This window comes from Achromobacter sp. GW823-FHT04E03 (assembly GCF_058796095.1).
Genome location: NZ_JBXAIJ010000002.1, coordinates 292,881 through 309,430 on the forward strand (window position 1 = coordinate 292,881; position 16,550 = coordinate 309,430).

The window sequence follows — 16,550 nt, forward strand, 5'->3', positions numbered from 1 at the left end:
GCTAGTGCTTGCAACAATCGTAAGAAGGCTGCTGCAGACCATCGTCGTCATGCTGGTCATGTCGGCGCTGGTCTTTGCCGGCATCTACATGGTGGGCGACCCGGTCTCGATGCTGGCCAGCCCGGAAGCGACCGAAGCGCAACGCGCGGCGGTGCGCGCATCGCTGGGCCTGGATCTGCCGCTGTGGCGGCAGTACCTGATCTTCATGGGCCAGGCGGTGCGCGGTGATTTCGGCAACAGCTTCCTGACGGGCGAACCGGCCATGAGGCTGATCCTGGAGCGCATGCCGGCCACGGTGGAACTGGCTTGTGTGGCCATGCTGCTGTCGGTGCTGATCGGCGTGCCGTTGGGCATCCTGGCCGGCCTCAAGCCCAAGGCAGTGGGCTCGCGCGCGATCATGACGGGCTCGGTGCTCGGTTTCTCGCTGCCTAACTTCTGGGTTGGCCTGATGCTCATCATGGTGTTCGCCGTGATACTCGGCTGGGTGCCGGCGGGTGGGCGCGGCCAGACCGTCAGCATCGGATCGCTGCAGTTGAGCGTGCTGACTTTCGACGGCTGGCTGAGCCTGGCGCTGCCTGCGGCCACGATCGCCTTCGCCAAATGCGCAATGATCATCCGCGTGACGCGTGCCGCCACGCGCGAAGCCCTGCCCATGGACTACATCAAGTTCGCGCGCGCCAAGGGCCTGTCTGAAAAGCGCGTACTGGGCGTGCATCTGCTCAAGAACATCCTGATTCCCGTGGTGACGGTGGCGGGCCTGGAGTTCGGCCAGGTGATGGCCTTCGCCGTCGTGACGGAAACCGTGTTTTCCTGGCCGGGCATGGGCAAGCTGCTGATCGATTCCATCATCAACCTGGACCGTCCGGTGGTGGTGGCGTATCTGCTCTTGATCGTGTTCTTCCTGGTCATGCTGAATCTGGTGGTGGACATCATCTACACGGTGCTGGACCCCCGCGTACGCTTGGATAGCCGCCGATGAACACACCCGCCACCGCCGCCGCGCCCCCGGTTCAGGCCAAGGAGCAGACGCCCTGGCGCCGATTCCTGTCGGACTTCTTCGCCAGCAAGCTGGCCACGCTGGGTTTGATCATGCTGGTCGTGATCGTGGGCGCCGCGCTGCTTGCGCCCTGGATCGCGCCGCAGAATCCCTATGATCTGGCGACGCTGGACATCATGGATTCCAAGCTCAAGCCGGGCAGCGAAAGCGGCGACGGCAGCATGCGTTATTGGTTGGGCACAGACGGCCTGGCGCGCGACCTGTTCTCGGCCATCCTTTACGGCATGCGCACCAGCCTGTTGGTGGCCAGCGTGTCGGTGCTGGCGGCCTTCGGCATCGGCGCCACGGTGGGCCTGATCGCAGCCTATTTCGGCGGCCGCATCGACGCTTTGCTGATGCGGGTTGTGGATATCCAGTTGTCGTTCCCCGCCATCCTGGTTGCGCTGATGTTGCTGGCGATTCTGGGCAAGGGTGTGGATAAGGTGATCATCGCGCTGATCGTGGTGCAGTGGGCGTATTTCGCGCGCGCCGCGCGCGGCGCGGCGCTGGTCGAGCGCGGCAAGGAATACGTGGAAGCGGCGCGCTGCATGTCGCTGTCGTGGGGGCGCGTGCTGTTTCGTCACGTGCTGCCCAACTGTATGCCGCCGCTGATCGTGATCGCCACCATCGACCTGGCGCATGCGATTGCGCTGGAGGCCACGCTGTCGTTTCTGGGCGTGGGCGTGCCGGTGACGGAGCCGTCGCTGGGCATGCTGATCTACAACGGCTTCGAATATCTGCTGTCCGGTCAGTACTGGATTTCGTTCTTCCCCGGCATTGCGCTGGCGCTGGCCATCATCGCCATCAATCTGGTGGGCGACCACCTGCGCGATGTGCTCAACCCGCGCCACGCGAATTGAGGACGGGCGCAATGCAGACACCTGTGGAAAAGTCCCCGGCGACGCCCATACTCGAGGTGCATGGCCTGAAGACGCACTTCTACACCCGCAATGGCGTGGTGAAGGCGGTGGATGGTGTGGACCTGACGCTGGCCGAAGGCGAGATCCTGGGACTGGTGGGCGAATCGGGGTCGGGCAAGAGCATCACCGGCTTTTCGCTGATGGGGCTGCTGGATGAGCCGGGCCGCATCGTCGACGGCACCTTGCGCTTGAACGGCGAGGACTTGCGCAACGCGACACCCGCGCGCTGGCGCGAGCTCAGGGGCCAGGAGATCGCCATGATCTTCCAGGATCCCATGATGACCCTGAACCCGGTACTGCGCGTCGATACGCAGATGATCGAGGCGGTGCAGGCGCACAGCAAGGTATCGCGCGAGCAAGCCCGCCAGCGCGCCTTGCAGACGCTCGCCATGGTGGGCATCCCTTCGCCCGAGGAGCGCCTGCGCACCTATCCGCACCAGTTATCGGGCGGCATGCGGCAGCGCGTGGCGATCGCGATTGCGCTCTTGAATTCGCCGCGCCTGATCATCGCCGACGAGCCCACCACGGCGCTGGATGTGACCATACAAGGACAGATCCTGTTCGAAGTGCAGAAGCTGTGCCGCGAAACCGGCACCGCGCTGATCTGGATCACGCACGACCTTGCCGTGGTCGCGGGCCTGGCGGACCGCGTGTCGGTCATGTATGCGGGGCGCGTGGTCGAAACCGGCACCACGCAGGCGGTCATCAGCCATCCCATGCATCCCTACACGCATGGCCTGATCGCTTCCATACCCACGCCCGAATCCCGTGGCAGGCCGCTGGTTCCGATTCCCGGCATGACGCCGTCGCTGCTCAACCTGCCGCAAGGCTGTGCGTTCCGTGGGCGCTGCCCGCGCGCCACCGACGCCTGTCTGGTCGAACCGCAGCCCGTGGAGGTGCGCCCGGCGCAATGGGTGCGTTGCTGGCATGCCGGAGGGCCAGATACCAAATGAACGCCGCAGAACGAGATCCCGCGGTCCCTATCCTGTCGTTGCGCGAGGTCGAGCTGCGCTTCGTGCAGCCCGTGGACCTGGCCGGCCGAATCGCCAACCTGCTGGGCGCCGGTTTGAAGACGCAGGTCGTGCATGCAGTGGCGGGTGTGGACCTGGATGTGCGGCCGGGCGAAGTGATAGGCATCGTGGGCGAATCCGGCTGTGGAAAGTCCACGCTGGGCCGTATCGTGTCAGGCATCCTGCCGCCGACGGCGGGCGAAGTCAGCTACAAGGGCCGCGCCGTGAAGGCCATGGCGGGCCCGCAACGGCGTGCCTATGAGCTAGGCGTGCAGATGATCTTCCAGGATCCCTATGCCTCGCTGAACCCGCGTATGCGCGTGCGCGAGATCATCGGCGAGGCGCCCGTGGCGCACGGCCTGGTCCGCGCGCGCGACAAAGCCGAGTACGTCGCCGGGCTGATGCGCCAGGTGGGGCTGGATCCGGCTTTTGCACAGCGTTATCCCCATCAATTCTCTGGCGGCCAGAGGCAGCGCGTAGGAATTGCGCGGGCGCTCGCGCTCAAGCCTTCGGTCATAGTTTGCGACGAGGCGGTCGCCGCGCTGGACGTGTCGATCCAGGCCCAGGTGCTTAATCTGTTCGAACGGTTGCGTGCGGACTTGGACCTGACCTATCTTTTCATCAGCCACAACCTCAGCGTAGTCAGCCACATCTCGGACCGCGTGGCCATCATGTATCTGGGCCGCGTGGTGGAGCTGGCGCCTACCGACACGGTCTTTCAGCGGGCCAACCATCCGTACACGCAGGCCTTGCTGAAGGAACTGCCGACGCTGCAGCCGGGGCGGCGCACCTACCAGCCCATCAAGGGCGAACTGCCGTCGCCGCTGGACCCGCCGACGGGCTGCGCCTTCCACCCGCGTTGCCCGCATGCGATGCCGCGCTGCAAGGCAGAACGGCCGTTGCTGCGTGAAGTCGCCCCGGGTCAGTTCAGCGCCTGCCATCTGAACGATACGTGAATTCAACTCTTACGCCTTATCCACAGCCATGAAAACCATAGACGAAATCGAACGCGCCCACGGCGACCTCACCGCGCTGCGACGGGATATCCACGCCCATCCGGAACTTGCTTTCCAGGAAACGCGCACGTCCGCGCTGGTCGCGGAGCGTTTGCGCGGCTGGGGCCTGGAAGTCCACACGGGGCTGGGGAAAACCGGCGTGGTGGGTATTTTGCGTGGCGGCAACGGCAAGAAAACCATAGGTTTGCGCGCCGACATGGACGCGCTGCCCATGCCCGAGCACAACCGCTTTGCGCACAAGTCCACCATCAGCGGACGCATGCATGGCTGCGGCCACGACGGACACACGACCATGCTGCTGGGGGCGGCGCAATACTTGTCCACACACCGCGATTTCGATGGCACGGTGGTGTTCATCTTCCAGCCGGCCGAGGAAGGCGGCAACGCCGGCGCGCGCGCCATGATGCAGGACGGCCTGTTCGACAAATTCCCGTGCGACGCGGTGTTCGGCATTCACAACATGCCCGGCATGCCGGTCAACCAGTTCGGTTTTCGGGCGGGCCCGACCATGGCCTCCAGCAACCGCTGGGACATCGTCATCAAGGGCGTGGGCGGCCACGCGGCGCAGCCGCATGCATCGGTGGACCCCATCATTGTCGCGGCCGACATGGTGCATGCCCTGCAGACGGTGATCTCGCGCAGCAAGAATCCGCTGGAGCAGGCCGTGCTTTCGATCACGCAGATCCACGCGGGCGACGCCTACAACGTGATTCCCGGCGAAGCCGTGCTGCGCGGCACCGTGCGCACCTATTCGGTGGAGACCCTGGACAAGATCGAGGCGGACATGCGCCGCATCGCGACCACCTTGCCGCAGGTCTACGGCGGCACGGGCGAACTGGATTTCGTGCGCGCATATCCCCCGCTGGTGAATTGGGAAAAGGAAACCGCCTTTGCCGCCCAAGTCGCCGAAGACGCGTTCGGCGCTGAAAACGTGCAGCGCGAGATGCCGCCCTTCATGGGGGCGGAGGACTTTTCCTTCTTCCTGGAAGCGGTGCCTGGGACCTACCTGTTCCTCGGCAACGGCGACGGCGACCATCGCATGGAGACCTATCACGGCATGGGTCCGTGCCAGTTGCACAACCCGAATTACGACTTCAACGACGCCTTGCTGCCGGTGGGTGCAACATATTGGGTAAAACTGGTTCAGGCTTTTCTGCCGAAGTCCTGATCGACGCAAGTCTTTGATTTAAAAGGCGCGGGCTCCCTACGGACCGCGCCTTTTTTCATGGCGGGGCAAGGTTGTACACAGGCTGTCCACCTGCTATTCACCGCCTATCCACCGGGATATCCCCCGACAATCCACCGCTTTTCCCTGGCTTGCCACCAGGCTTATCCCAAGACTTATCCACAGGGTTGAATGCGACCTTAGCCGTCCCTTATATGACGCGCAGGCTTGAACAAAGGCCGAATAATTCGTTTGCGTAGGGGTTGCGCGTTTTCATAATGGACCGTTCCTGAGCCGGCCTGGCCGGCATTCGCGCAAGGAGCGATCCATGTCCCAGAGCAACGCGCTGCGCCGGTCCGAGGTGTATGCCGAACCCGCTGCGCAAGCCTTTTCGATCCGCCCGCTGGCAGCCGTGACCGGCGCCGAAATTATCGGCGTCGACCTGTCGCGCGAGCTGACCCCGGCCGATTTCGCGCAGGTGCATCGCGCCCATCTGGACCATCACCTGCTGGTGTTCCGCGATCAGCGCATCACGCCGCAGCAGCACATCGATTTCAGCCGCCGCTTTGGCCGTCTGATGATCCACGTGCTGCATCAGTTCCATCTGGCCGGGCATCCCGAGATCCTCATCGTTTCCAACATCGTTGAAGACGGCAAGCCGATAGGGCTGGGTGATGCCGGCAAGTATTGGCATTCGGATATCTCGTACAAGGAATTGCCCAGCCTGGGGTCGCTGCTGCACGCGCAGGAGCTGCCCGCGCAAGGCGGCGACACGCTATTCGCCGACATGCACGTGGCGTACGACACCCTGCCCGCCGCATTGCGAGACGCCATCGAAGGCAAGCGCGCCGTGCATTCCTACCTGGCCAAGTACGGCCAGCTGCAGAAGGAAGGCTCGTGGCGTCCCAATCTCAGCGCGCAACAGGTGGCGCAGGTGCAGGAAGTGGTGCATCCGGTCGTGCGCACGCATCCGGAGACGGGCCGCCGCGCGCTGTTCGTGAGCGAAGGCTTCACCACCCGCATCGAGGGTCTGCCCGAAGACGAGAGCCGCCAGATCCTGGACGAACTGTTTGTCCACAGCATCCGGCCCGAACACATCTACCGCCACCAATGGCAGCCGCATGATCTGGTGTTCTGGGACAACCGCTCGTTGATCCATCTGGCCGGCGGTACGCCGGATCACCTGCGCCGCAAGCTGTACCGCACGACGATCGAAGGCGACGTGCCGTTCTGACGTCGCGCTCCCCATAATTTCGCGCAAAACCATTTATCCACAGGGTCCGCCATGGGTTTTTCCTCCGCTGTACGTGATCGTTTGGTTCAGGCCGCCACCGGCGCGGGCCTGGCGTTGATACTTGCCGTGCTGGCGCTGGCTTCGCCGACGCCGGCCATGGCGGAGGGCCGCATCCGCATCGCCGAGCAGTACGGCATCGTGTATCTGCTGTTGAACGTGGCGCGCGATCAGCAACTGATCGAAAAGCACGGCAAGGCCGATGGTGTGGATATCTCGGTCGAGTGGGCCAAGCTGTCGGGCGGTTCGGCCGTGAACGATGCGCTGTTGTCCGGGGTTGTGGATATCGCGGGGGCAGGCGTGGGGCCGCTGTTGACGATCTGGGACCGCACGCGCGGCAAGCAGAACGTGAAGGGCGTGGCTTCGCTGGGCAATTTTCCCTATTACCTGGTCAGCAACAATCCCAACGTGAAGACGATTGCGGACTTTACCGACAAGGACCGCATCGCGGTGCCGGCGGTGGGCGTGTCGGTGCAGTCCCGCGTGTTGCAGCTGGCGTCGGCCAAACTGTGGGGCGACGCGCAGTTCAACAAGCTGGACAAGATTTCCGTCGCCCTGCCGCATCCGGACGCGGCCGCCGCCATCATCGCGGGCGGCACGGAAATCACGGGGCATTTCGGCAACCCGCCCTTCCAGGAGCAGGAGCTGGCCGAGAATCCCAAGGCGCGCATCGTGCTCAATTCCTATGACGTGCTGGGCGGGCCCAGTTCGTCCACGGTGTTGTTTGCGACCGAGAAATTCCGCAAGGAAAATCCCAAGACCTACAAGGCATTCCAGGCCGCGCTGAAGGAAGCGGCGCAGTTCGCCAGCGCCAACCCGGAAAAGGCCGCGGATACTTATCTGCGCGTTACCGGCGCAAAGCTGGACCGCGATTTCCTGATCAAAGTGATCAAGAACCCCGACGTGCAGTTCAAGCTGGAACCGCAGAATACCTATGCGCTGGCCGAGTTCATGCACAAGGTGGGCGCGATCAAGAATGCGCCGGCCAGTTGGCGCGATTATTTCTTTGACGACCCCGTCACGGCCCAAGGCAGTTGAGATGGGATTGAGCGCTGCCTCCCCTGTGGATAACACCGAAAAGGCCACGCCTTTGCTGGCTGTGGATAAGGTGTCGATCGAATACAAGACGCGCGAAAGGCGCGTGCGCGCCACGCATCAGGTCAGTTTCGACGTGCACGAAGCAGAGCGTTTCATCCTGCTGGGCGCGTCCGGTTGCGGCAAATCCACGCTGCTTAAGGCAATTGCGGGCTTCATCGAACCGACCGAAGGCCGCATTGCCATCGATGGCAATGCCGTGCGCGGCCCGGGGCCGGACCGCATCGTGGTGTTCCAGGAATTCGACCAGCTGCCGCCATGGAAGACGTTGCGGCAGAACGTGGCGTTTCCGCTGGTGGCTTCACGCAAACTAAACCGTCGCGAGGCCGACGAGCGCGCCATGCACTACCTGGACAAGGTGGGGTTGTCCGCGTTCGCCGATGCCTATCCGCATACGTTGTCCGGCGGCATGAAGCAGCGCGTGGCCATTGCGCGCGCCCTGGCGATGCAGCCGCGTGTGCTTTTGATGGACGAGCCCTTCGCGGCGCTGGACGCGTTGACGCGGCGGCGCATGCAGGAAGAATTGCTGGCGCTGTGGGAAGACGTGCGTTTCACGCTGCTGTTCGTCACCCATTCCATCGAAGAGGCATTGGTACTGGGCAGCCGCGTGCTGCTGCTGTCGCCGCATCCGGGCCGCGTGCGCGCGGAACTGAACGCCCATGCCTACGGGCTGCATAGCCAGGGCTCGGCTGCGTTCCAGTCTGCGGCCAGGCGCGTCCATGATCTGCTGTTCGATGTGGCGCCTGCGGAAAAGTCCGCTGAGCTTGCCGCTGAACGGGCCGCGGCCTGAAGGACTTCCGCATGAACAACGCATACGCAGGCGCCGTGCCCATCCGTCCCGAAGTGGAGTACGAGCTGCCGCCCTTGCCCGCGCAAGCGGGCGAAGCGCCCCTGCCCTGGCATGAACGCCTGTGGCAGCACGCCAGCCTGCGCAAGCTGGCGATCCTGGCGCTATTGGCCGGCATCTGGGAGCTGGCGGCGCGCTACACCGACAATGATCTGCTGCTGCCCAGCGCATCGCAGACGGCGGTCGCCTTCGTGCAGGGCATCGCAGGCGGCGAACTGCTGGCACGCGCCGGGCAATCGTTGCGCGTGCTGGCGCAGGGATATGCGGCGGGCGTGCTGCTGGCCTTTGTGCTGACCACGCTGGCGGTGTCGACGCGTTTCGGTCGCGATCTGCTGTCCACCTTGACGGCCATGTTCAATCCCCTGCCGGCGATTGCGCTGCTGCCGCTGGCGCTGCTGTGGTTCGGCCTGGGCGAAGGCAGCCTGGTGTTCGTTCTGATCCATTCGGTGTTGTGGGCGCTGGCGCTGAACATGTACGCGGGTTTTCTGGGGGTATCGGATACCTTGCGCATGGCGGGCCGCAACTATGGATTGAGCGGTCTGCGCTACGTGTTGCAGATTCTGGTGCCTGCCGCCCTGCCCGCCATCCTGGCCGGGCTGAGGATAGGCTGGGCCTTTGCGTGGCGCACATTGATCGCTGCGGAACTGGTGTTCGGCGCGTCCAGCGGCAAGGGCGGCCTGGGCTGGTACATCTTTCAGAACCGCAACGAGTTATACACAGACCGCGTGTTCGCGGGGTTGGCGGCGGTGGTGATCATCGGCCTGCTTGTGGAAAACCTGGTGTTCGACACCGTGGAGCGTTTCACGGTCAGGCGCTGGGGCATGCAGCGCTGATTGTCTCGGCGCAGAGCCGCGCAGCAGCCAAAAAAAGGCGGCCCCTCGGGGCCGCCTTGCGCATGGGCGCGTCGCGGATTACAGCTTCAGTCCCAGCGCCTTGGCCACGCCTGCGGCGTAGGCGGGATCGGCTTTGCGGAAGTGTTCCAGCTGGCGGCGCTGGATTTCTTCCGGGACGCCGGCCATGTGGCGGCCGATGTTGCCGAACAGCAGCTCCTGCTGTGCAGGCGTCATCAGGCGGAACAAGGCGCCCGGCTGCGAGTAGTAGTCATCGTCCACGCGGTGATTCCAGCGCGCTGCCGCCTGGCCGTCCAGCGCCAGCGGCGGCTCGCCTGCCGACGGGGTTTCCTTCCACTCGCCCGCGCTGTTGGGCTCGTAGTTCAGCGTCGCCCCGACGTTGCCGTCGACACGGCCGGCGCCGTCGCGGTGGAAGCTGTGAAACGGGCAGCGCGGCGCGTTCACCGGGATCTGGTGGTGGTTGATGCCCAGGCGATAGCGGTGCGTGTCGCCGTAGGAGAACAGCCGGCCTTGCAGCATCTTGTCCGGCGAGAATCCGATACCGGGGACCACGTTGGCCGGGGTGAAGGCGGCCTGCTCGACCTCGGCAAAGTAGTTCTCGGGGTTCTTGTTCAGCTCCAGCACGCCGACTTCGATCAGCGGATAGTCGCCATGCGGCCAGACCTTGGTCAGGTCGAAGGGGTTGATATGGTAAGTCGCGGCTTCGGCCTCGGGCATGATCTGCACCTTCAGCGTCCACTTCGGGAAGTTGCCCTTTTCGATGTTCTCGAACAGGTCGCGCTGCGAGCTTTCGCGGTCATGGGCGACCACTTGCGCCGCTTCCTCGTCGTTCAGACAGGCGATGCCTTGCTGCGACTTGAAGTGGAATTTCACATAGAAGCGCTCGCCGTCCTTGTTAATGAAACTGAACGTGTGCGAACCGAAGCCGTGCTGCTGGCGCAGGTTGGCGGGAATGCCGCGATCGCTCATCAGGGTCGTGACCTGGTGCAGCGATTCGGGATTGAGCGACCAGAAGTCCCAGGCGGCGGTGGCGCTGCGCAGGTTGGTCTTGGGGTCGCGCTTCTGGGTGTGGATGAAGTCCGGGAATTTCAGCGGATCACGGATGAAGAAGACCGGCGTGTTGTTGCCGACCAGGTCCCAGTTGCCTTCCTCGGTGTAGAACTTGATGGCGAAACCGCGCACGTCGCGTTCGGCGTCAGCCGCGCCGCGCTCGCCGGCCACGGTCGAGAAACGCAGGAACAGCGGGGTCTGCTTGCCGACCTGGGAAAAGAGGTTGGCGCGGGTGTAGCGCGAGATGTCGTGGGTGACAGTGAGGGTGCCATAGGCGCCCGAACCCTTGGCGTGCACCACGCGTTCGGGGATGCGTTCGCGGTCGAAGTGGGCGAGCTTTTCAATCAGCCAGAAGTCTTCCAACAGCGCCGGGCCGCGCGGGCCGGCAGTCAGCGTGTTGTTGTTGTCGGCCACCGGCGCGCCAGCGGCGGTGGTCAGATGCGTCTTCTTGTCGGTCATAGCACACTCCCTATGAAATGCCTGGAATGCGGGGGCCGCAGAGGGGCCCGCGCCGTGTCTGGGATAGCCCGGCATTGCCGGCCTGGGGCTATCTCCGACACATCATAGGGGTCTTGCCTTACCGTGTGAAGTTGATTGATCTATAAAACTTGATAAAGAATAACTATCAAGAAAATCAGGAATCGGCATCGGTGGCGGCCGCCAGGCGAAAAAAAACCGGTCCGCATGGGACCGGTTTCTTGCGCGGCAGCAGATATCAGCGGTTGGCTGCGGCTTCCGTCTTGCGCTGCATGGCGCGGGTGATGGACCACTGCTGGGCGATCGACAGGGTGTTGTTGACGCACCAGTAGAGCACCAGGCCAGCCGGGAAGAAGAACATCATCCCGCCGAACACCAGCGGCATGATCATCATGACCTTGGCCTGGACGGGGTCCGGGGGCGTCGGGTTCAGTTTGATCTGCAGGAACATGGTGGCCATCATGATGGCGGGCAGGATGAAGTACGGGTCGCGGATCGACAGGTCGTGCACCCACAGGATCCACGGCGCGCCGCGCATTTCCACGCTGGCCAGCAGCACCCAGTACAGCGAGATGAACACCGGGATCTGCACCAGCATGGGCAGGCAGCCGCCCAGCGGGTTGATCTTTTCGGTGCGGTACATCTCCATCATGGCCGCATTGAGTTTCTGCTTGTCGTCGCCGTACTTTTCCTTCAGGGCCTGCAGGCGCGGAGCCACCTGCTTCATGCGGGCCATGGAGCGGTAGCTGGCGGCGGCCAGGGGGTAGAACACGGCCTTGATCAGCACGGTCAGCGCCACGATCGTCCAGCCCCAGTTGCCCAGGATGGAATGCAGCCAGGTCATCAGCTTGAACAGCGGCTTGGCGATGATGGTCAGCCAGCCATAGTCGACCACCAGTTCCAGGCCGGGGGCCAGGGCGGCCATGGCCTTCTGGTCTTGCGGACCGACCCACAGGTGCGAATCGACGCGCGTGGCGGCGCCAGGGGCGATCTCGCCCACTGCCTCGATGCTGCGGGCGGCGTACAGGTTCTTCTGCACTTCCAGCAGTTCGTTGGTGCGCGGCTTGCCCTGCGGGGGCACCCAGGCGGTGGCGAAGTAGTGCTGGACCACGGCGATCCAGCCGTTGTCCGATTGCTTGATGTAGCTGGCCTTCTTCTTTTCGATGTCGCTGAAGGTGATCTTCTGGAACTTGTCCTGTTCCGAGTAGACGGCGAAACCGGTGAAGGTGTGATAGAAGCTGGACGTGTCGGCGGGGTCGTTGCCGTCGCGTTCGAGCTGCAGGTACAGGGCGGGCGACACGGGGCCGGCGCTGACGTTGGCCAGGTCGTGGCGCACGTCGATGTCATAGCGGCCGCGGTGCAGGGTGAACGTCTTGGTGACCTTCACGCCGCCGGATTCGCCCTCGAAGGCGACCACCAGGTTGTCGCCGGTCAGCTGGCGTTCCGAGGACACGACGCGGAAAGGCGTCTGGTGCGTGGGGAAGCTTTGGCCGTTGGGGGCGCCGACCACGCCGGTCTGCACCACGTAGTTCAGGCCAGCGGCGCGGTCCAGCAGCACCGTGGGCTTGTCGGGCTGGCCGGTGGCCGGGTACTTCAGCAGTTCGGCGCGCACCAGCTGGGCGCCCATGGTGTCGAACGTCAGGCGCAGCACGTCGGTCGTGATGACGACTTCTTCCGAGCGCGCGGCAGCAGGCGCGGCGGCGCCGGGCACGGCGGACGCAGCGGCAGCCGCGGGGGCGGGCGTGCTGGGCACCGAAGGCGTTGCGTTGTTCGTGGCGGCCTGCGGCTCGCTCGTGGTGGCGGCAGGCGTGGGGCCGAACAGCGACGGCTTGCCGTTATGGATCTGCCAGTTGTTCCATAGGAGCAACAGCGAGAAGGAAAAAATCATCCAGAGGACGGTTCGTCGGATATCCATGGTGCCTACTGAGGTGAATACGGGCCAGCAAAGCCCGCCAGTTTAGCGTCAATCATGCTCGGTGCGGTGGCTGTGGGAACAGCACGAGGGGCCATTGGTTCCCTTGGAGGGCGGAACCGGGTCCAATCCGCCCGGCGACCAAGGGTGGCAGCGGCCGATGCGCCGGACTGCCAGCCAGAAGCCGCGCCAGGCGCCGTGGCGCTCGATCGCTTCGATCGCATACGCCGAGCAGGTCGGGGTAAAGCGGCACTGCCTGCCGATCCAGGGGCTCAGGAAAAACCTGTAGAACCGGATCGGGGCAATGAGTAAAGCCTTGATCATCGCGCTATCCGCTCAAAGTGAGCGTCCACTTCGGCTCTTGCCGCGCGTTTCAGCGCGGTAAGCGTGGCGGGCGCAACCTTGCTATGCAGGCGCACAACGTAATCTTTGGCCGGCAGTCCCAGGCGCCGGTGGCGGAACGCCTCGCGGATGACCCGCTTGATGGCGTTGCGCGTACTGGCGTGGGCGGCGAACCGCTTGGCGATCACCAGGCCCAGACGCGCACAGGCGTCCTGGCCGGGAGGCAGATCATTGGGAGCCGCGCTCACAATGAAGAACGCCCCTCGGGCAAGACGCCGGCCTTTGAGGGCGGCGGCGAACTCGGAGGGGCGATGCAGCCGCGCCTCCGGCGGAAGCGTGGAGCGCGGCATGGACTGCAAAATCAGGCGTCAGGCTTTTCCGGACAAGCCGGAAAAACAGGACTTAGACGGCCAGACGCTTGCGGCCCTTGGCGCGGCGGGCATTCAGGATGGCGCGGCCAGCGCGGGTTTTCATGCGCACGCGGAAACCATGGGTGCGCTTGCGACGGGTAACGGAAGGTTGGTAGGTACGTTTCATGGACGATCCACAAAAAGAACAAAAGTCAGAAGGGACCTGCCCGGAAGGGTTCCTGGTCGCGCATTCAGGAAGCGGGTATCTAATGAGCATTTTTGCAACAGGTGCAAAAAAACAGCTCGTAGACGGGGCTCTGACCGGGAAACCCCGGGCGACCTATTAGAAGCAAAACCAGGCAGTTGCGTGGGCGGTAGGCATCGTTAGACACCACTGCCAACAAAGCGCGGCTAAGCTCTCTGTGGAACCTTCTGACAGACAGAATTCGGAAAAGCCCACCATTTCAGCAAGTTTTCCCTGTCTTGTCAAACAGTTAAGACTGCGCCGCACGGACGCTTATGCCCTACCCTGTGGATAACCCCAGCCCAGGCAAGGTAGAATCGAGGTTTGAATAAGAGCGACATGAAAGAATTCTGGCAGACCTGCGTCAGTCGTCTTGAGCAGGAACTCCCCCCCCAACAAATCAGCGCGTGGATACGACCGCTGGTCCCGCTTGCGTACGACGAAACGCAGGCGGTGCTGCGCGTTGCCGCTCCCAACCGGTTCAAACTGGATTGGGTACGGAAGAACTTTTCCCACCAGATCGAAGCGTTGGCCGCGGAGTGGTTCGAGCGTCCGGTGCAGGTGCTGTTCGAGTTGCCGACGCAAGGCGCCACGCCGCGCATGCCGGTCGCGCCCGTACGCGCCGCACCCGCGGCGCCCGCGTATCCGTCCGCTGCTTCCCCTTCAGGCGGCGCGCCGCCACCGATGGCCCCGGTAACGCCTGCACCCGCAGCCCCGGCGACCACGGCGGCCGCGCAGGCCGCGCAAGCGGTGAACGCGGACGCGGCAAGCATCGTGTACGAGCGCTCGCGCCTGAACACCGATCTGACGTTCGAGAACTTCGTGACGGGTAAGGCGAACCAGCTCGCGCGCGCCGCTGCGTTGCAGGTCGCCGAGAACCCTGGCACGTCCTACAACCCGCTGTTCCTGTACGGCGGCGTGGGCCTGGGCAAGACCCACCTGATCCACGCCATCGGCAATGCGATGGTGGCGGCGGGGACCGGTGTGCGCGTGCGCTATGTGCATGCCGACCAATACGTGTCGGACGTGGTGAAGGCCTACCAGCGCAAGGCGTTCGACGACTTCAAGCGTTATTACCATTCGCTCGACCTGCTGCTGATCGACGATATCCAGTTCTTCTCCGGCAAGAACCGCACGCAGGAAGAATTCTTCTACGCGTTCGAAGCGATGGTGGCTCAGCGCAAGCAGATCATCATCACCAGCGATACCTATCCGAAGGAACTGTCGGGCATCGACAGCCGCCTGATCTCGCGCTTCGACTCCGGCCTGACGGTGGCCATCGAGCCGCCGGAACTGGAAATGCGCGTGGCGATCCTGTTGCGCAAGGCGGAATCCGAAGGCGTGCCCATGCCCGAGGAAGTGGCGTTCTTCATCGCCAAGCATCTGCGCAGCAACGTGCGCGAACTGGAAGGCGCGCTGCGCAAGGTGCTGGCCTATGCGCGCTTCCACGGCCGCGACGTGCTGACGGTGGATGTCTGCAAGGAAGCCCTGAAGGACCTGCTGTCCGTGTCCAACGGCCAGATCACCGTGGAGAACATCCAGAAGACGGTGGCGGATTTCTACAAGATCAAAGTGGCCGACATGTACTCGAAACGCCGGCCCGCCAATATCGCTTTGCCGCGCCAGGTCGCGATGTACCTGGCGAAGGAGCTGACCCAGAAAAGCCTGCCGGAAATCGGCGATCTGTTCGGTGGCCGTGATCACACCACCGTGCTGCATGCCGTACGCAAGATTTCCGACGCCCGCGCCAAGCAAGCGGAGCTCAACCATACCCTGCACGTGTTGGAACAAACTCTAAAAGGATGAACATGCAACTCGTACAAACCACACGCGATGCATTGCTGAAACCGCTGTCGACTGTGGCGGGCATCGTCGAAAGACGCCATACCCTGCCCATCCTGGCGAACATCCTGATGCGCAAGGAAGGCAACAAGGTTGCCTTCATTGCGACCGACCTGGAAGTACAGATCACCACCCATGCTGACTTCGGCGTGGGTCAAGACAACGAATCCACCACGGTCGCGGCGCGCAAGCTGCTGGATATCCTGAAGGCCCTGCCGGACACCGGCGACGTGCGCCTGGCGCTGGCCAGCAACAAGCTGTCGGTGCAATCGGCCAAGAGCCGCTTCGCCCTGCAGACGCTGGCCGCCAGCGAATTCCCCACCGTGGCTCAGCCCGAGCAGTGGGACGTGTCGCTGACCATGCCGCAGCGCACGCTGCGCCACCTGTTCAACATGGTGCACTTCGCCATGGCGCAACAGGACATCCGCTACTACCTGAACGGCATGCTGCTGGTGTTTGAACCGGGCCGCGTGCGTGCGGTCGCCACCGATGGCCACCGCCTGGCGCACTGCTCGACGGAAGCCGACGGCATCAGCGAACGCCACGAAGTGATCGTGCCGCGCAAGACCGTGCTGGAAATGCAGCGCCTGCTGGAAGACTCCGACGAGCCGGTTTCGATCGACGTGGCGCCGGGCCAGATCCGCTTCCGCTTCGGCGACGTGGAGCTCGTCTCCAAGCTGGTGGAAGGCAAGTTCCCGGACTTCACGCGCGTGATCCCGACGAACTACACGCGCCATTTCCTGGTCGGCCGCGAAGCCCTCCAGGGCAGCCTGCAGCGCGCCGCCATCCTGACCACCGACAAGTTCAAGGGCGTGCGCCTGCAACTGGCGCAGAACCAGATGAAGATCTCGTCCTCCAACGCCGAGCAGGAAGAGGCGCAGGAAGAAATCGACATCGACTACGGCCATGAAGCCCTCGATGTGGGCTTCAACGTCGGCTACCTGCTCGACGTGCTGTCCAACGTCAAGGTGGACAACATCCAGTGGTCGGTCATGCCCGATGCCAACGCGTCGGCGCTCATCACCCTGCCCGAAGACGACCAGTTCAAGTACGTCGTCATGCCCATGCGGATTTGATCCGCACCCATCGTGGGTTTGTGCCG

16 protein-coding genes are annotated in these 16,550 nt (G+C 63.8%); 11 read left to right on the forward strand and 5 right to left on the reverse strand.

The annotated features are described in order from the left end of the window. Nucleotides 1-4 precede the first annotated feature (4 nt). The 9 genes from AC1RHV_RS12655 to AC1RHV_RS12695 all read left to right on the forward strand — a co-directional run bounded on the left by AC1RHV_RS12655 (nucleotide 5) and on the right by AC1RHV_RS12695 (nucleotide 9,213). Entirely contained in the window at nucleotides 5-979 is a 975-nt protein-coding gene (locus tag AC1RHV_RS12655) for an ABC transporter permease (RefSeq protein WP_042795861.1), read from the forward strand. Further along, nucleotides 976-1,896, forward strand: coding sequence for an ABC transporter permease (locus AC1RHV_RS12660; RefSeq protein WP_054455815.1), 921 nt, complete (start codon nucleotides 976-978; stop codon nucleotides 1,894-1,896). Before AC1RHV_RS12655 ends, AC1RHV_RS12660 begins: the two co-directional genes overlap by 4 nt. 11 nt (nucleotides 1,897-1,907) lie before the next feature. Next, entirely contained in the window at nucleotides 1,908-2,909 is a 1,002-nt protein-coding gene (locus AC1RHV_RS12665) for an ABC transporter ATP-binding protein (protein ID WP_119449775.1), read from the forward strand. After that, a complete protein-coding gene (locus AC1RHV_RS12670; RefSeq protein WP_175160106.1) occupies nucleotides 2,906-3,922 on the forward strand; it encodes an ABC transporter ATP-binding protein in 1,017 nt (338 codons plus the stop codon). The genes AC1RHV_RS12665 and AC1RHV_RS12670 overlap by 4 nt, the downstream gene beginning before the upstream one ends. A 28-nt stretch (nucleotides 3,923-3,950) precedes the next feature. After that, nucleotides 3,951-5,150, forward strand: coding sequence for a M20 aminoacylase family protein (locus AC1RHV_RS12675; RefSeq protein ID WP_054455809.1), 1,200 nt, complete (start codon nucleotides 3,951-3,953; stop codon nucleotides 5,148-5,150). A gap of 325 nt (nucleotides 5,151-5,475) precedes the next feature. Next, nucleotides 5,476-6,381 (forward strand): TauD/TfdA dioxygenase family protein, encoded by a 906-nt coding sequence (locus AC1RHV_RS12680; RefSeq protein ID WP_492300956.1) that lies wholly within the window; start codon nucleotides 5,476-5,478, stop codon nucleotides 6,379-6,381. A gap of 51 nt (nucleotides 6,382-6,432) precedes the next feature. Then, nucleotides 6,433-7,476, forward strand: coding sequence for an ABC transporter substrate-binding protein (locus AC1RHV_RS12685; protein ID WP_492300958.1), 1,044 nt, complete (start codon nucleotides 6,433-6,435; stop codon nucleotides 7,474-7,476). Nucleotide 7,477: 1 nt separating this feature from the next. Next, entirely contained in the window at nucleotides 7,478-8,323 is an 846-nt protein-coding gene (locus tag AC1RHV_RS12690; protein WP_054455795.1) for an ABC transporter ATP-binding protein, read from the forward strand. A gap of 11 nt (nucleotides 8,324-8,334) precedes the next feature. Continuing rightward, nucleotides 8,335-9,213 (forward strand): ABC transporter permease, encoded by an 879-nt coding sequence (locus tag AC1RHV_RS12695; protein WP_054455794.1) that lies wholly within the window; start codon nucleotides 8,335-8,337, stop codon nucleotides 9,211-9,213. A 78-nt stretch (nucleotides 9,214-9,291) separates the two neighbouring features. Here AC1RHV_RS12695 and AC1RHV_RS12700 read toward each other — a convergent pair whose 3' ends face one another. The 5 genes from AC1RHV_RS12700 to rpmH all read right to left on the reverse strand — a co-directional run bounded on the left by AC1RHV_RS12700 (nucleotide 9,292) and on the right by rpmH (nucleotide 13,549). Beyond that, nucleotides 9,292-10,740, reverse strand: coding sequence for a catalase (locus AC1RHV_RS12700; protein ID WP_492300961.1), 1,449 nt, complete (start codon nucleotides 10,738-10,740; stop codon nucleotides 9,292-9,294). 256 nt (nucleotides 10,741-10,996) lie between these two features. Continuing rightward, entirely contained in the window at nucleotides 10,997-12,673 is a 1,677-nt protein-coding gene (gene yidC, locus AC1RHV_RS12705; protein ID WP_175181610.1) for a membrane protein insertase YidC, read from the reverse strand. 48 nt (nucleotides 12,674-12,721) lie between these two features. Continuing rightward, on the reverse strand, nucleotides 12,722-12,994 hold the full coding sequence (gene yidD, locus AC1RHV_RS12710; protein WP_059376344.1) for a membrane protein insertion efficiency factor YidD: 273 nt from the start codon (nucleotides 12,992-12,994) through the stop codon (nucleotides 12,722-12,724). Continuing rightward, nucleotides 12,991-13,362 carry a ribonuclease P protein component gene (locus tag AC1RHV_RS12715; protein WP_013397083.1) on the reverse strand — a complete coding sequence of 124 codons (372 nt, stop codon included), beginning with the start codon at nucleotides 13,360-13,362 and terminating at the stop codon, nucleotides 12,991-12,993. Before AC1RHV_RS12715 ends, yidD begins: the two co-directional genes overlap by 4 nt. Nucleotides 13,363-13,414: 52 nt before the next feature. After that, nucleotides 13,415-13,549 carry a 50S ribosomal protein L34 gene (gene rpmH, locus AC1RHV_RS12720; protein WP_003816025.1) on the reverse strand — a complete coding sequence of 45 codons (135 nt, stop codon included), beginning with the start codon at nucleotides 13,547-13,549 and terminating at the stop codon, nucleotides 13,415-13,417. Nucleotides 13,550-13,945: 396 nt separating this feature from the next. On the opposite strand from rpmH, the gene dnaA reads away from it, so the two are divergent. Then, nucleotides 13,946-15,412: a chromosomal replication initiator protein DnaA gene (gene dnaA, locus AC1RHV_RS12725; RefSeq protein WP_054455790.1), complete on the forward strand. Its 1,467-nt coding sequence runs from the start codon at nucleotides 13,946-13,948 to the stop codon at nucleotides 15,410-15,412. 2 nt (nucleotides 15,413-15,414) lie between these two features. Further along, nucleotides 15,415-16,524 (forward strand): DNA polymerase III subunit beta, encoded by a 1,110-nt coding sequence (gene dnaN / locus AC1RHV_RS12730; RefSeq protein WP_054455945.1) that lies wholly within the window; start codon nucleotides 15,415-15,417, stop codon nucleotides 16,522-16,524. Nucleotides 16,525-16,550 lie beyond the last annotated feature (26 nt).

Bases quoted from the DNA above. Each gene is read 5' to 3' on its own strand.
- AC1RHV_RS12665 (WP_119449775.1), top strand. From the start codon at position 1,908: ATGCAGACACCTGTGGAAAAGTCCCCGGCGACGCCCATACTCGAGGTG.
- yidC (WP_175181610.1), bottom strand. From the start codon at position 12,673: ATGGATATCCGACGAACCGTCCTCTGGATGATTTTTTCCTTCTCGCTG.
- AC1RHV_RS12685 (WP_492300958.1), top strand. From the start codon at position 6,433: ATGGGTTTTTCCTCCGCTGTACGTGATCGTTTGGTTCAGGCCGCCACC.
- AC1RHV_RS12695 (WP_054455794.1), top strand. From the start codon at position 8,335: ATGAACAACGCATACGCAGGCGCCGTGCCCATCCGTCCCGAAGTGGAG.
- dnaA (WP_054455790.1), top strand. From the start codon at position 13,946: ATGAAAGAATTCTGGCAGACCTGCGTCAGTCGTCTTGAGCAGGAACTC.
- rpmH (WP_003816025.1), bottom strand. From the start codon at position 13,549: ATGAAACGTACCTACCAACCTTCCGTTACCCGTCGCAAGCGCACCCAT.
- dnaN (WP_054455945.1), top strand. From the start codon at position 15,415: ATGCAACTCGTACAAACCACACGCGATGCATTGCTGAAACCGCTGTCG.
- AC1RHV_RS12675 (WP_054455809.1), top strand. From the start codon at position 3,951: ATGAAAACCATAGACGAAATCGAACGCGCCCACGGCGACCTCACCGCG.
- AC1RHV_RS12715 (WP_013397083.1), bottom strand. From the start codon at position 13,362: ATGCCGCGCTCCACGCTTCCGCCGGAGGCGCGGCTGCATCGCCCCTCC.
- AC1RHV_RS12680 (WP_492300956.1), top strand. From the start codon at position 5,476: ATGTCCCAGAGCAACGCGCTGCGCCGGTCCGAGGTGTATGCCGAACCC.
- AC1RHV_RS12670 (WP_175160106.1), top strand. From the start codon at position 2,906: ATGAACGCCGCAGAACGAGATCCCGCGGTCCCTATCCTGTCGTTGCGC.
- yidD (WP_059376344.1), bottom strand. From the start codon at position 12,994: ATGATCAAGGCTTTACTCATTGCCCCGATCCGGTTCTACAGGTTTTTC.
- AC1RHV_RS12660 (WP_054455815.1), top strand. From the start codon at position 976: ATGAACACACCCGCCACCGCCGCCGCGCCCCCGGTTCAGGCCAAGGAG.
- AC1RHV_RS12690 (WP_054455795.1), top strand. From the start codon at position 7,478: ATGGGATTGAGCGCTGCCTCCCCTGTGGATAACACCGAAAAGGCCACG.
- AC1RHV_RS12700 (WP_492300961.1), bottom strand. From the start codon at position 10,740: ATGACCGACAAGAAGACGCATCTGACCACCGCCGCTGGCGCGCCGGTG.